The following is a 14,762-nucleotide window of genomic DNA, read 5'->3' as shown; positions in this document are numbered from 1 at the left end:
TAAATGGCTGGTTATTTTTCAGTTTTATTGGTGCTATTAACTTTGGGCTCAGGCTTAATATGGTTAATAGATCACTTACTGTATGCACCTAAAAGGCAAGTGCTTTTAGATATAGCGCAAAAGTCTGCAGGTGCGCCGTTAGATGACGAAACAGCTGCATTAATAGCGCCAGAGCCAGTAATAACAGAAACGGCAAAGTCGATTTTTCCGATGATTGCTGCGATTACTATTTTTAGATCATTTATCTTTGAACCGTTTCAAATTCCATCGGGTTCAATGATGCCTACGCTGCTAGTTGGTGATTTTATTTTAGTGCAAAAGTACTCATATGGAATAAAAGACCCTGTTTGGCGTACCCAATTAGTTGATATGGGTGAACCTGAACGTGGTGATATTGTTGTTTTTAAATACCCGTTAGATGAAAAAGTTGACTATATTAAACGTACAATAGGTTTACCTGGCGATAAAGTTGTTTATCGTGATAAACGTTTATATATTCAGCCTAATTGTAAAGAAGGCGAAACCCAGCAGGGTGAGCTTTTATGTAATGAATTCAATAAAATTGATTTTAAATTAATTAATGATAACGAATTTAAACAAGGCCCAATGCCTCTAGCTCGCGTAAATGAAAATTTAACAACAGTTACGCATGATATTTTAATCAACCCACAAGCGCCTGAAAGAAAAGGGCGTTATTACCAGCAACCGGGCACGCCTTCTGATGAATGGACTGTTCCTGCTGATCATTATTTTATGATGGGTGATAACCGCGACAACAGCCAAGATGGTCGCTTTTGGGGCTTTGTACCAAAAGAAAACTTGGTGGGTAAAGCTGTCTTTATATGGATGAGTTTTGAATTTGAGAATGGCCCTGATGATATTTTACCAGGATGGGTTCCAACTGGTGTTCGCTTTGAGCGCCTAGGTAATATTCAGTAACAATGAAAAAAAATGTAACAGAATTATATGACAAAATTGGCTATGTATTTACTGATCAAGGTTTACTTGAGCAGGCAATGACGCACCGCAGCCACAAAGGTCAACATAATGAGCGACTAGAATTTTTAGGTGACTCTATTTTGAGCTTTGTGATTGCTAATGCACTTTATGCCAAATTCCCTAAAGCGCGTGAAGGTGATTTAAGCCGTATGCGCTCAACACTTGTACGAGGTCAAACTCTTGCCGAGTTTGGTCTTGAATTTGGCTTGGGCGATTATTTACGCTTAGGTCCGGGTGAGCTTAAAAGTGGCGGATTCCGTCGTGAGTCAACGCTTGCCGATGCAGTAGAAGCAATTATTGGTGCTGCATTTTTAGATTCAGGTATCGACCGCTGTGGCGAGCTTATATTAGCGTGGTATGAATCTCGCTTGGATGCTATTTCACCAGGGCTTAATCAAAAAGATCCGAAGACCCTGCTGCAAGAGCATCTACAAGGCCGTAAGTTGCCTCTTCCAGGTTACACTGTGGTTGATACTAAAGGCCAGGCACATAATCAAACATTCACGGTTGAATGTATTGTTGATGGAATGGATAGCATAATTTCTGTTGGTAGCTCACGCCGCAAGGCTGAACAAAAAGCTGCCGAAAAAGCATTGAAGATAATTAAAAATGAATCTTGATACCCTAATACAGCCTCGTGAAGGTGATGTAGATACGTTTTGTGGCATGGTCGCAATTGTAGGACGTCCAAATGTTGGTAAATCGACTTTACTCAATGAGATCATTGAGCAAAAAGTAAGTATTACCTCACGTAAACCACAAACAACGCGCCATCGTATTATGGGTATTCATACCGAAGGTAAACATCAAGCTGTTTACATCGATACGCCAGGGCTACACGTTGAAGAAAAGCGTGCTATTAACCGCTTAATGAACCGTGCAGCGTCTAGCTCAATCGGTGATGTAGAGCTTATTATATTTGTAGTTGAAGGCACTCACTGGAATGCTGATGACGACATGGTACTGAACAAAGTATCGCAAAGTGGTAAGCCGGTATTATTGGTTATTAATAAAATAGACCAAGTTAAAGACCGCGATCTTGTATTGCCTCATATGAAGTGGTTAGGCGATAAGTTTGATTTTGTTGGTATTATGCCTGTGTCTGCAAAACAGGGAAAAAATATAGACTTAATCAAAGCTGAAGTAACTAAGCGCTTACAACCGTGTGAGTTTTATTTTCCGGATGATTACGTCACTGACCGCTCAATGCGCTTTATGGCAGCTGAAGTTATCCGTGAAAAATTAATGCGCTTCATGGGTGAAGAATTACCGTATTCTGTTACTGTTGAAATTGAACAGTTTAAATGGCAAGACAACGGTATTTGGCATATCAACGGATTAATTCTTGTTGAGCGCGAAACACAAAAACGCATGGTTATTGGTAATAAAGGCGAAAAGCTAAAAACCATTGGCCGTGAAGCCCGTAAAGACATAGAGGAAATGCTTGATAACAAAGTATTTTTAGAGCTTTGGGTGAAAGTTAAATCTGGTTGGGCTGATGATGAACGAGCACTACGAAGCTTAGGTTATGGTGAAGACTAAACCAATAATTAGTATTATCTATGGATAGCGACTTCTACACTGCTTATTTATTGCATCGACGTCCTTACAGTGACTCGCAAGTAATGCTTGATATGCTTGTAGAAGGCGTTGGGCAACTTAGAATGATTGCACGCATTAGTGGCCGCCAGGCCACTAAACATAAAGCTCAGTTACAACCTTTTCAACCACTACTTGTCCATTACAGTGGTAAATACGATCTAAAATACATCAATAAGTTTGAGCTACATGGCACACCACTTTTTTTAAAAGGTGATGAGCTTTATTGTGGCTTTTATTTAAATGAATTAACTAACCGAATAGTGCCTATTAATGAACCTATAGAACAGGTTTTTCATCTTTATAAAACGCATTTAGAAAACCTAAACAGTGGGGCTAATTTACAAGCTGTGCTTCGCTCATACGAGTTTCAATTATTAGAGCTACTTGGCTATGGCGTCGATTTTAGTTTTGATGCCAGTGGTGAACCAATAGACGAGACGCAAACGTATAGTTACTTTCCTGAGTTTGGTTTTTTAGTGCAAGAAGATACGCGTTCTGGCTTTAGCGGTTTACAACTAAATGCGATAGCAAATCATGACTTTAGCCAAACGGATGTGTTATATATGGCAAAACAATTAAGTCGATATTTATTAAAGCCTTTGTTAGGTAATAAGCCATTAAAGAGCCGTGAGCTTTTTAGTGCTTCTCAATAATCGTAATTTTACAGGTAAAATAATGAAAGATATTCTTTTGGGTGTAAACGTTGATCATATTGCAACGCTTCGCCAAGCGCGTGGAACTATATATCCAGACCCTGCTCATGCAGCCAGTGTTGCTGAGCACGCAGGCGCCGACGGCATTACAATTCACTTACGTGAAGATCGTCGCCATATTCAAGACCGCGACGTTTACGTGATGGCTAAAACGATTCAAACACGTATGAATCTTGAAACCGCTGTTACCGATGAAATGATAAAAATAGCGCTTGAAGTAAAACCTGAGTACGTGTGTTTAGTACCTGAAAAGCGCGAAGAATTAACAACCGAAGGTGGCTTAGATGTAGCGGGTAATATAGATAAAATTAAAGCCGCAACAAAAACGCTTACTGACGCAGGCATTAAAGTATCGTTATTTATTGATGCAGATAAAGTGCAATTAGATGCAGCCAAAGAATGTGGTGCTCCTTATGTAGAGATACACACAGGCGCGTATGCTGATGCAACAAATGATACCGATTTACACAAAGAGTTAGAGCACATTCGTGAAGGTGTTAAATACGCAGCGAATTTGGGGCTGATTGTTAACGCGGGACATGGACTTCATTATCATAATGTAAAACCGATTGCAGCAATGCCAGAAATTTACGAGCTTAATATAGGTCATGCTATCATTGCTCGCGCCGCGATTGATGGATTGGAAAAAGCAGTCCGCGATATGAAACGCCTAATGCTTGAAGCACGAACTTAAGTTATTTTAGTTAAAAAGACACGCTTATTATAGCGTGTCTATTTCAGATTTTTCAGCTGATTTTGAATCGAGAAGTAAGCTTTCAAGTTCATCTTGTAGCTCAAAAAGCTCTGGTTCTATACTCTCAAGTATACATTCGCTCTTAAGTGATGTTTCGATGGTCTCTGCCAATGACTTAAGTCTTGGTACACCTGTGTAACAACACGCTCCATGGAACTTGTGGACAATGCTTAGCACTTGTTTACAACTGGTATCATCAATTGCTTTTGCAAGTAAGCTAAGTGTTTCAGGTATGCTTGATAACAGCATGTTGAGCATTTCAAGAGCAAGCTCATTTTTACCACCAGCACGTTGCAGTGCTAATGCCCAATCTATACGATTACTTTCGAAAGGAGCAGGGCTTTGTGGTACTTCATTTTTGGTTTTATCACGATTAACAGGTGTCTGCGGGCTATGTTCGCTGATTATCTGTTTCAACATGTCTTCATCAATAGGCTTGGTTAGGTAACCTTTAAAGCCATCTTTAAGTAGCTGCTCTTTTTCGCTATTCAGTGCATGAGCAGTCACTGCAATGATTGGTGTATCTTCGTTTAGAGATGACTCTTGAATAAGTTTACATGCAGTAATACCGTCCATAATTGGCATTTGTATATCCATAAAGATGACATCATATTTATGGCTTTTACTTAAACTATAAGCCTGTGAGCCGTTATGAGCGGTTTCTATTACTTCAATCTGTTCACTTAATAAAGTATGGAGAAGCTTTAAATTAGCATCGTTATCATCAACGACGAGTACTTTAAGTGGAAGTAACTGGTGTTCATTCTGCTCAATATTATGAACAGGGTGGTCTAGTCTGTATGGTGCTGCAAGTACTTCACACAGTTTTCGGTGGTTAAGTGGTTTACTTAAACACGCATCAGCACCACTGCCTATAAACGCTTCTCGCATATTGTGCGAAACTGTATTTAACATTAAATATAAGTAGTCAGTCGATTCGCGAACTGATTTTACATAGCTTTTTAATTGCTGCATATCATCAACAGAAGCCATGTGGCCTATTAAGCAAATATCGTATTTATGCTCTTTATTTGTTATAGCGTCTAAAAAACTGGTTTCGTTAAAGCAGGCTGTAACTGATGTTTGCCACTGTGTTAATAACGATAGAACAGCGTGATGAGTATGCTCATGCGGTTCTAAATATAAAATACGTTTACCAATGAGAGATTTACTCGGTAAATCGTTGGTAAATACGTGATTCGGTAATCTAAATATACTGTTGAATGTGAAACACGTGCCGTTACCAGGTGCTGAGTTGAGTGTTATTCGGCCATTCATTGCTTCAACAATATGTTTGGTAATGATAAGCCCCAAGCCCGTGCCACCGAATTTTCGGGTAATACTTGAATCAGCTTGGCCAAATGGGGTAAACAGTGAGTCTTGTTTATTCATAGGAATACCAACACCCGTATCAGTTACTGAAACTAATAAAGAAGCACGCTCTTCATCAAGTAATCGGTAACTCACATCTACTTTTATAGAGCCTTTTTCAGTAAATTTTATAGCGTTACTTAATAAGTTTATAAGTATTTGTTTAAAACGAGTTGGATCGCCAGTTAAGTCATCAGGGACTTGTTGATTAATATAAATAGATAATTCAAGTTGCTTATCATGAGCACTCGGAGCGAGCAATGTCATTACTTCGTTTATGGCATCCCTAAGTTGAAACTGAATTGATTCAAGTTCCATTGCACCGGCTTCTAATTTAGAAAAATCTAAAATATCACTAATAATCGTCATCAGGCTATTTGCAGAAAGTTCAATTGTGTCTAAATAGTCTTTTTGGTGTTTATTTAGCGGTGTTTTATAAAGTTGTCGTGTAAAACCAATCACCCCATTTAAAGGGGTACGTAGTTCGTGACTCATTTTAGCTAAAAAATCAGACTTAACTCTGTTGGCATCTTGCGCTTCTTTTTTTGCCATCGTGAGCTGGATATTTTGAGTTTCGTACTGCTCTAATGTTTCACGATAATCACTGGTTGCTTGATCGATGTTTTTTTGCATTTCATCTTTTTGCATTACCATTGTATGGGCTATCGTATTTAAACCTTCCCGCAATAGTTCAAACTCACCGATCATGGTATCAGTTAGTCCCGTATTTCTTTTTCCTTCAACCAACTTGTCGGTGGCAAGTACGAGTTTATTAAGCGGCGTCATAAACATACGACTAAGTCTTAATGCTAAAATAGCGGCAAACACCAAAGATAGAATAATAACAATACCGCTTATTAATAGCGCACGTTGTTGGCCTATTACAGCTTGATCTTTATTTAGCTGTAAAATAACCGTGCCTAAAGGTGATTGTAATTGACTCGGTTCCCATTTCAAATCTTGGCTAGTGTGATTGAAAATGGGGGTAAAAAACGTGACGAGTTCATCTGACTTTTGCACTTGAGTAGTATTTAAGTTTTGCATTGCTTTTTGATTAATTAACTTATCAAAAGAGCGATGATAATTACTGGTCATGATGAGCTGATTATTATCATCAAAAATGGCAATCGATTTTACTGTGGGTGAGTGCTTATTATGAGTATAGCTAATTAGTCGATTAAGTAGTTGTTTGTTTTTTTCTTGTAGTGGTTGTTCAAGCGCAATTGCTAAAGGCTCTGAAATAGTAGTCCCTTGTTGATATAAAATTTCATCAAGCTCAATGTAACGATTTATTGTAAAATACCCACCAAGTAACAATCCAATGATCACCGTCGGGATCAGGGTCAGTGTTAAAACAGAATCGCGTAAGCCTAATTTGGTCATAATGGAAGCATTTTTATCATTATTAGTATCCTTTGAGTATATACGGATCAACACCTATTCTCAAAGCATCTACCATCGTTGAAGATCAATTGTTTTAACCAATAATTATTTAAGGTAATGCCAAATGGCACAAATTTTTAAAGCTAAAAAACAGCCGCTACAAAAAAAGTCAGTGGTACTTGATATAACAGCAATGGATCATCAAGGGCGTGGTATAGCTAAGCATAATAATAAAGTGTGTTTTGTTAGTGGTGCTTTACCTAACGAACAAGTTAAAGCAACAATAATCGATGATAAAGCCCGCTACAGTAGCGCGGCAACGCAAAAGATTATTAAAGCAAGTGATGCACGCGTAACCCCTTTTTGTGAACATTATAATCACTGCGGTGGCTGTCAATTACAGCATTTAGAGACAAGCCAACAAGTCATTGAAAAACAAACGGCGGTTAACCAGTTATTTGAAAAGTTCGCCAAACAAAAAAACTTAAATTGGGAGGCGCCATTATTAAGCAAGTCAACGCATTACAGGCGCAGCGCCCGTATTGCTGTTATGTTTGATAAAGCGGCTAAAAAAATACGCGTGGGTTATAGGGCGAGTGGTTCTAAAAATATTGTTAGTATTAACCAGTGTGCAGTATTGAGTGAAGCATTCGCAGATGTATTTACACTTTTTGATAGTTTAATTAATCAACATAAGTCGCTGCACAGTATCAGTCATCTGCAATTGTGTGAAAGCGACGAGCACAGCTTTGTTGTTATTCGTCATACAAAAACAATCCCCGACGAGTTTAAAATATTAGTCGAGCAGGCTACTGCAAGTCATAAATATGAGATTGTATGGCAAAGTGAAAGTGACGTGATTGAACATTCACACTTTGCGATGCCGTATTATTATTTAAAAGAATTTGATCTTAAGTTTGAATTTGGTTTAGGTAATTTTATCCAAGTAAACGCGCAAGTTAATCAAGCTATGCTAAAGCAATCCGCAGACTGGCTTAATTTAAATGGCGATGAAAGCGTATTAGATTTATTTTGCGGCATTGGTAACTTTTCACTCGTGTTGGCAAAACAAGCAAAAACAGTTATTGGCGTAGAAGGTGTTACTTCAGCGGTTGCAATGGCGGCTCAAAATGCGCAAACTAACTCTATTACCAATGCCGAGTTTTATTGCTTTGATTTAACGCAAAAAATACAAAATGCGCCGTGGTTTAGTAAAGATTTAGATGTATTAGTGTTAGACCCATCTCGTACTGGTGCAATGGCTGTTTTAGAGCAACTACCTTTAAAGCAGTTTAAAACAATTTTATATGTCTCTTGCGACCCTGTTACTTTAGCCCGTGATAGCGCTATTATTTCGCAAGCAGGCTTTGAGCTTAATAAAATAGGGCTAATGAATATGTTTCCTCATACAGGACATATCGAAACTATGGCGTTATTTCAACGGAGGTAAAGCGCATTATGGTAGCTACACGTCAATCACATCAGCAAGTTGAAACAGGTGATTTTGCGACTCGTCTTAAAGTACTCAAACTTTGTGCTGAAAAGGCGGAGATGCTTAATCAAGCGCAAGCACTGTGTGTTAACAGTAATAGTCAGAGTCGACAAAACACAGCCATTGAAATGGTTGAGATTTTAGTTGAGTTAAATCTTGATGCTGAATCGTTAGCGACGGCGTATTTAACCCCATATTTTTTAGATGGCTTAGTGCCTTTAGAAGTGATCGAAGAGCAGCTAGGTAGTAATGTGGCCATACTGCTAACAGGCGTTGCGCAAATGGCGACTATTAGCACTTTATCGCATCAAGGCAAAGGCACGGTGCAAGTCGATAACATTCGAAAAATGCTGTTAACCATGGTTGAAGATGTCCGTGCAGTGGTTATCAAGTTAGCTGAGCAGGTTTGCCATTTACGTAACGTAAAAGATGCTGGCGAAGAAGATCGCGTTATTGCTGCAAAAGAAACTGCCGATATTTTTGCCCCACTAGCTAATCGACTCGGTATTGGGCAATTAAAGTGGGAGCTTGAAGATTTATCGTTTAGGTATCTTCGTCCTGATATTTACAAAAATATTGCTAAGCAACTCGATGATAAACGTTTAGCACGCGAAGCTTATATGGAAGATATGGTGGAGCAAGTCAAAAGCCGTTTGAGTGAAGCAGGCATAGAGGCTGAAGTTTACGGTCGACCTAAACACATTTACAGTATTTATAAAAAAATGGCGCAAAAAAACTACGAATTTGATCAACTGTTTGATATTCGTGCTATGCGTATTGTGGTTGAGCGCTTGCAAGACTGCTACGGTGCGTTGGGTATTGTGCATACCAATTGGCGTCATCTTAATAAAGAGTTTGACGATTACGTCGCGACGCCGAAACAAAACGGCTATCAGTCTATTCATACCGTGGTATTTGGCCCTGAAGGTAAAACTGTAGAAATTCAAATACGTACCCAAGATATGCACCAAGATGCAGAGCTGGGTGTGGCAGCGCATTGGATATATAAAGAAGGCGCATTACCAGGGCGTGGCTCGGGTTATGAGCAAAAAATTAGCTGGCTACGTAAATTACTGCAATGGCAAGAAGAAGTAGTTGATGGCGGCGATTTAGCTGAAGAGCTTAAAAATCAGGTGGTTGAAGACCGCGTATACATATTTACACCCAGTGGCGATATTATTGATTTGCCACTTGGCGCTACACCGCTTGATTTTGCTTATTATATTCATTCGAACGTTGGCCACCGCTGTATTGGTGCAAAAGTATTTGGCAAAATAGTGCCGTTTACGCATCAACTTACAACTGGGGATCAAGTAGAAATACTGACACAAAAGCAACCTAATCCGAGTAGAGATTGGTTAAACCCGTCACTAGGTTACATTAAGTCATCGCGTGCAAGAGCTAAAATACATCATTGGTTTAAGCAACTTGATCGCGACAAAAACTTAAGTGCTGGTAAAGAAATACTTGATAATGAACTGCAAAAATTAGGTTTAAGCTATAAAGCTCTAGAGCCAGCAATAAAGCGGTTTAACTTTAAAGAGCTTGACGATTTAATGGTTGCCATTGGTGCGGGTGATGTACGCCTCAATCAAATGCTAAATTTTGTTACCGACCGCACAGAAGACGAACCGGTAATTCGTATTAAAGCACCCAGTAAAGTAACGGGTGATAAAAACGGCATTGTAGTTGATGGCGTTGGTAGCTTAATGAGCCATGTTGCAAAATGTTGCCGCCCTGTACCTGGCGATGAAATTATCGGCTATATTACGCAAGGGCGTGGTATTGCGGTGCATCGTGAGGATTGTGACTCATTTAACCACCTTAAGGCACAACACCCAGAGCGTGTTATTGCAGTGAGTTGGTCAGACGATATTAGTGGTTCATACGCACTAAGTATTAAAATAGAAGCAACCGATCGTTCAGGGCTAATACGCGATATAAGCTCAGTACTTGCTAACGAAAAAGTCAACGTACTTAATATGAATGTAAATACAGTTGAAGATAATCAGTTAGCAGTGTTCACAATGCAAATAGAAGTACATGACTTATCGGGTACTAACCGTGTTCTTTCTAAGTTACACCAAATTGAAGGTGTACACGATGCCAAGCGTGGTCATTAACCATGAATGATAATGCAGCGCTTACACAACTTCTTAGCATAATGAACACACTGCGAGATCCCAAGGGCGGTTGTCCGTGGGATCTCAAGCAAGATTTTAAATCTATTGTGCCGCATACATTAGAAGAAGCATACGAAGTTGCTGACTGTATTGAGTCAGGCAACTTAGGTGAGCTTAAAGGTGAGCTCGGTGATTTGTTATTTCAAATCGTGTTTTATGCCCAACTAGCTCAAGAGCAAAACCTATTTGATTTTAATGATGTAGTTGAGCAATTAAACAGCAAATTGATCCGTCGTCATCCACATGTATTTGCCGATAAAAAAGTACTCACTGCTGAGCAATTATCGCAGCAGTGGCAAGCAATAAAAGCGCAAGAACGCAGTACCAGAGCAAAAAGCGAATCACCTTCCTTTTGGCAAGATATTCCTGCAAATATGCCAAGTTTAAGCAAAGCTAAAAAAATCCAACAACGCGTGGCTTCTCTTGGTTTTGATTGGCCAACGTATCATGGTGCTCTTGATAAAGTGAGCGAAGAAGTGCTTGAAGTAAAAGAAGCGATTGAACAGGACCCTTTGTCGGATCATACCGCAGAAGAACTTGGCGACTTACTTTTTGCCACTGTTAATGTTGTACGCCATGTTAAACGAGATCCCGAACAACTGCTTCGTAGCGCTAATGATAAGTTTTCAGCGCGTTTTGAAAAGGTAAACGCTTATTTGCATGCACAAGGCAAAAGTTTAGATACTGCCACCTTTGAAGAAATGGATCGCGCATGGGATGCGATTAAAAAATTGTAATTTAATTATGCACATTTTTTGTGCACACATTTGCTATTTTTAGCTGGATTGATAAGCCGTGTTTTGGTACAATTTCGCCCCGTCTTGATGATATACCCTTAGGCTCTTCTTTGGGTGTTATATTCCTTTTAATTCCTGATATTCTAGGGTTCGCATGAGTACAAAATTTATCTTCGTTACTGGCGGAGTTGTTTCTTCGTTGGGTAAAGGTATTGCAGCAGCATCGTTGGCAGCTATTTTAGAAGCCCGTGGTTTAAATGTTACCATTTTAAAGCTGGATCCTTACATCAACGTTGACCCAGGCACAATGAGCCCAATTCAACACGGTGAAGTATACGTTACAGAAGACGGCGCAGAAACTGACCTTGATTTAGGTCATTATGAGCGTTTTATTCGTACCAAAATGACTAGTCGTAATAACTTCACACAAGGCCGTGTATACGAAGACGTATTACGTCGTGAGCGCCGTGGTGAATACCTAGGTGCAACTATTCAGGTTATTCCACATATCACTAACGATATTAAGCAACGTGTATACGACGGTGCTGAAGGTTATGATATTGCTATTGTAGAAATTGGCGGCACAGTAGGTGATATAGAATCACAACCGTTTATTGAAGCAATTCGTCAGATGGGAACTGAAATTGGCCGCGAACGCGCGCTATTTATTCACTTAACGTTAGTGCCATTCTTAGGCCCTGCCGGTGAAGTGAAAACTAAACCAACTCAGCACTCTGTTAAAGAGTTACGCTCAGTCGGTATTCAACCAGATATTCTTATTTGTCGTTCTGACCGTAAACTACCAAATAATGAGCGTGCAAAAATCTCATTATTCACAAACGTAGAAGAAAAAGCGGTTATTTCACTACCAGATGTAGACAGCATCTATAAAATTCCAGCATTATTAAAGTCGCAAGAATTAGATAATTTTGTATGTCGTCGTTTTCACTTAGATCCACCAGAAGCTGATTTAGCTGAGTGGGAACAAGTACTTTATCAAGAGTCTAACCCAACAGGTGAAGTGACAATTGGTATGGTTGGTAAATACATTGAATTACCAGATGCGTACAAATCGGTTAACGAAGCATTAAAGCATGCGGGCCTTAAAAACCGTTTAACAATTAATATCGAATACGTAGATTCACAAGATCTTGAAAGTAAAGGTGTTGAGTTACTCTCGCATTTAGATGCTATTTTAGTGCCAGGCGGCTTTGGCGGTCGTGGTGTTGAAGGTAAAATATTAGCGGCTAAATATGCGCGTGAAAATAAAGTGCCTTACTTAGGTATTTGTTTAGGTATGCAAGTAGCGCTTATTGAATATGCACGAAATGTTGCAGGCCTTAGTGATGCAAACTCAACCGAGTTTAATGCAAAATCTGCAGCACCTGTTGTTGGTTTAATTACTGAATGGCTAGATGCAGAAGGCAATGTTGAAACGCGTGATGCTGAATCTGATTTAGGTGGCACAATGCGTTTAGGCGCTCAAAAATGTCATTTAACACCGGGCTCTAAAGTACATGAAGTATACGGTAGTGATGAAATTGTTGAGCGTCATCGCCATCGCTACGAAGTTAACAACAACTTTGTAGAGCAATTAGAAAAAGCAGGTTTAAGCTTTACCGGTTTATCAGAAGATAAAAAACTGGTAGAAATTATCGAAAATAAAGATCACCCTTGGTTTATTGCCGCGCAGTTCCACCCGGAATTCACGTCAACCCCACGTGATGGTCACCCGCTATTTGAAGGGTTTGTAGCAGCCGCTCATATCCACCAAAAAGCGTCATCGTAATTTAAAAAGGCCGTGCATATTGCACGGCTTTTTTGTTTTAAGGGCTGACTAATACCCATTTTATTAAAAACATGAGCATTGTATCGCATTAAATAACTTACTCACTGCGTTAAAAATTACTCATATAGAACAACTATATGTCATAATTTCTGCCTTGTTATTGAGCTATTTTCTTAGCGCTATAATAGCTCACTAATTTAATGCAATTGGTATAAACTATATAAAACGTAGTAAAGTTAGTCGAACTCACCATTTTGGGAATATAGAGGAATCAAGATGTCAAAAATCGTAAAAGTAATTGGTCGCGAAATTATGGACTCGCGTGGTAACCCAACTGTTGAAGCTGATGTTCATTTAGCTGATGGTTCATGGGGCCGTGCTGCAGCACCTTCTGGTGCATCTACAGGTACTCGCGAAGCATTAGAGTTACGTGATGGTGACAAAACGCGTTATTTAGGTAAAGGCGTATTAAAAGCAGTTGGTTATATCAACAAAGAAATTGCTGACGCTTTAGCTGGTCAAAATGCATTAGAGCAAAGTACTGTTGATAAAGTAATGCTAGATTTAGATGGTACCGAAAATAAAGAAAAACTAGGTGCCAATGCAATCTTAGCTGTATCACTAGCAACAGCAAAAGCAGCTGCACAATCTAAAAAGGTTGAGCTTTATGAACATATTGCTGACTTAAACGGCACGCCGGGTGTTTATTCAATGCCACTTCCAATGATGAACATCATCAACGGTGGCGAGCACGCAGATAACTCTGTAGACATCCAAGAGTTTATGATCCAACCTGTTGGCGCTACTAACTTCCGCGAAGGTCTACGTATGGGCGCTGAAGTATTTCATAGCCTTGCTAAAGTACTTAAAGCTGATGGCCATTCAACAGCAGTTGGCGATGAAGGTGGTTTTGCGCCTAACCTTGCATCTAACGAAGCGGCTCTTGCTGCAATCAAAGTAGCTGTCGCAAACGCAGGTTACGAGCTAGGTAAAGATATTACTTTAGCAATGGATTGTGCTGCATCTGAGTTTTACGACAAAGAAGCAAACATCTACGACCTTAAGGGTGAAGGTAAAAAATTCACTTCTGAAGAATTTAACTTCTTCTTACAAGATCTTACTGAACAGTACCCAATAGTTTCTATCGAAGATGGTCTCGATGAGTCTGATTGGGATGGCTTTGCACATCAAACTAAGCTAATGGGTGATAAAATCCAATTAGTAGGTGATGATTTATTTGTAACTAATACTAAGATTTTAAAACGTGGTATCGACAACGGTATTGCTAACTCAATCTTAATTAAGTTTAACCAAATCGGTTCACTAACTGAAACGTTAGCAGCTATTAAAATGGCGAAAGACGCTGGTTTCACTGTTGTTATTTCTCACCGTTCTGGTGAAACTGAAGATTCAACAATTGCTGATTTAGCAGTGGGTACTGCTGCAGGTCAAATTAAAACAGGTTCATTGAGCCGTTCTGACCGTGTTGCAAAGTACAACCAATTGCTACGTATTGAAGAGCAATTAGGCGATAAAGCACCGTACAACGGTCTTAAAGAAGTTAAAGGTCAGTAATTCTATTTTATATAGAATCTAATTTTTAATTTTAGATGATAAAATCCTCGCACAAGCGGGGATTTTTTATGCCTGATACTTTTATTCAAAGAGATGAAAATAAGTTGTAGGTGTTAAGCTTGCTGACGCGCACGCAGTGCGAAAAGGAAAATTCACAAATAATA

The 14,762-nt window shown here is 39.3% G+C and carries 11 protein-coding genes; 10 read left to right on the top strand and 1 reads right to left on the bottom strand.

Translation table 11 applies throughout. The features are described 5' to 3' along the window. The first annotated feature begins 3 nt into the window (after positions 1 to 3). From lepB to pdxJ, 5 genes are read left to right on the top strand one after another with little or no spacing between them, the layout of a single operon-like run. Positions 4 to 939, top strand: a complete 936-nt coding sequence (gene lepB, locus DO88_RS06025) for a signal peptidase I (protein ID WP_033040038.1) — start codon at positions 4 to 6, stop codon at positions 937 to 939. Positions 940 to 941: 2 nt separating this feature from the next. Continuing rightward, complete coding sequence (rnc, locus tag DO88_RS06030; RefSeq protein ID WP_007377527.1) at positions 942 to 1,619, top strand: ribonuclease III; 678 nt, start codon at positions 942 to 944, stop codon at positions 1,617 to 1,619. After that, positions 1,609 to 2,541 carry a GTPase Era gene (gene era / locus DO88_RS06035; RefSeq protein WP_033028994.1) on the top strand — a complete coding sequence of 311 codons (933 nt, stop codon included), beginning with the start codon at positions 1,609 to 1,611 and terminating at the stop codon, positions 2,539 to 2,541. The genes rnc and era overlap by 11 nt, the downstream gene beginning before the upstream one ends. 20 nt (positions 2,542 to 2,561) lie before the next feature. Further along, entirely contained in the window at positions 2,562 to 3,254 is a 693-nt protein-coding gene (recO, locus tag DO88_RS06040) for a DNA repair protein RecO (protein ID WP_007377525.1), read from the top strand. A 22-nt stretch (positions 3,255 to 3,276) separates the two neighbouring features. Next, the gene (pdxJ, locus tag DO88_RS06045) at positions 3,277 to 4,008 is read left to right on the top strand and encodes a pyridoxine 5'-phosphate synthase (RefSeq protein ID WP_033040037.1); all 732 of its coding nucleotides are present in this window, start codon (positions 3,277 to 3,279) and stop codon (positions 4,006 to 4,008) included. 27 nt (positions 4,009 to 4,035) lie between these two features. Here pdxJ and barA read toward each other — a convergent pair whose 3' ends face one another. Beyond that, a complete protein-coding gene (gene barA / locus DO88_RS06050) occupies positions 4,036 to 6,822 on the bottom strand; it encodes a two-component sensor histidine kinase BarA (protein WP_033040035.1) in 2,787 nt (928 codons plus the stop codon). A gap of 124 nt (positions 6,823 to 6,946) precedes the next feature. Here barA and rlmD point away from each other — a divergent pair, with 124 nt between their 5' ends. The 5 genes from rlmD (at position 6,947) to eno (ending at position 14,598) form a co-directional block, all read left to right on the top strand. Continuing rightward, entirely contained in the window at positions 6,947 to 8,272 is a 1,326-nt protein-coding gene (rlmD, locus tag DO88_RS06055; protein ID WP_007377522.1) for a 23S rRNA (uracil(1939)-C(5))-methyltransferase RlmD, read from the top strand. Between the two features lie 8 nt (positions 8,273 to 8,280). Continuing rightward, positions 8,281 to 10,437 carry a GTP diphosphokinase gene (gene relA / locus DO88_RS06060; RefSeq protein WP_008134814.1) on the top strand — a complete coding sequence of 719 codons (2,157 nt, stop codon included), beginning with the start codon at positions 8,281 to 8,283 and terminating at the stop codon, positions 10,435 to 10,437. Between the two features lie 2 nt (positions 10,438 to 10,439). Then, positions 10,440 to 11,234 (top strand): nucleoside triphosphate pyrophosphohydrolase, encoded by a 795-nt coding sequence (mazG, locus tag DO88_RS06065; RefSeq protein ID WP_033040033.1) that lies wholly within the window; start codon positions 10,440 to 10,442, stop codon positions 11,232 to 11,234. A 154-nt stretch (positions 11,235 to 11,388) separates the two neighbouring features. Beyond that, complete coding sequence (locus tag DO88_RS06070) at positions 11,389 to 13,023, top strand: CTP synthase (protein ID WP_033015319.1); 1,635 nt, start codon at positions 11,389 to 11,391, stop codon at positions 13,021 to 13,023. A gap of 276 nt (positions 13,024 to 13,299) precedes the next feature. Continuing rightward, on the top strand, positions 13,300 to 14,598 hold the full coding sequence (eno, locus tag DO88_RS06075) for a phosphopyruvate hydratase (RefSeq protein WP_007377517.1): 1,299 nt from the start codon (positions 13,300 to 13,302) through the stop codon (positions 14,596 to 14,598). The last annotated feature ends 164 nt before the right edge of the window (positions 14,599 to 14,762 follow it).

Origin of the sequence: Pseudoalteromonas sp. S3431 (genome assembly GCF_000690035.1) — a bacterium.
Taxonomy (GTDB): domain Bacteria; phylum Pseudomonadota; class Gammaproteobacteria; order Enterobacterales; family Alteromonadaceae; genus Pseudoalteromonas; species Pseudoalteromonas fuliginea.
Note: the sequence above shows the minus strand (reverse complement) of the source record. Positions and strands in the feature narration are given on the sequence as shown.

Bases quoted from the DNA above. Each gene is read 5' to 3' on its own strand.
- lepB (WP_033040038.1), top strand. From the start codon at position 4: ATGGCTGGTTATTTTTCAGTTTTATTGGTGCTATTAACTTTGGGCTCA.
- rnc (WP_007377527.1), top strand. From the start codon at position 942: ATGAAAAAAAATGTAACAGAATTATATGACAAAATTGGCTATGTATTT.
- era (WP_033028994.1), top strand. From the start codon at position 1,609: ATGAATCTTGATACCCTAATACAGCCTCGTGAAGGTGATGTAGATACG.
- recO (WP_007377525.1), top strand. From the start codon at position 2,562: ATGGATAGCGACTTCTACACTGCTTATTTATTGCATCGACGTCCTTAC.
- pdxJ (WP_033040037.1), top strand. From the start codon at position 3,277: ATGAAAGATATTCTTTTGGGTGTAAACGTTGATCATATTGCAACGCTT.
- barA (WP_033040035.1), bottom strand. From the start codon at position 6,822: ATGACCAAATTAGGCTTACGCGATTCTGTTTTAACACTGACCCTGATC.
- rlmD (WP_007377522.1), top strand. From the start codon at position 6,947: ATGGCACAAATTTTTAAAGCTAAAAAACAGCCGCTACAAAAAAAGTCA.
- relA (WP_008134814.1), top strand. From the start codon at position 8,281: ATGGTAGCTACACGTCAATCACATCAGCAAGTTGAAACAGGTGATTTT.
- mazG (WP_033040033.1), top strand. From the start codon at position 10,440: ATGAATGATAATGCAGCGCTTACACAACTTCTTAGCATAATGAACACA.
- DO88_RS06070 (WP_033015319.1), top strand. From the start codon at position 11,389: ATGAGTACAAAATTTATCTTCGTTACTGGCGGAGTTGTTTCTTCGTTG.
- eno (WP_007377517.1), top strand. From the start codon at position 13,300: ATGTCAAAAATCGTAAAAGTAATTGGTCGCGAAATTATGGACTCGCGT.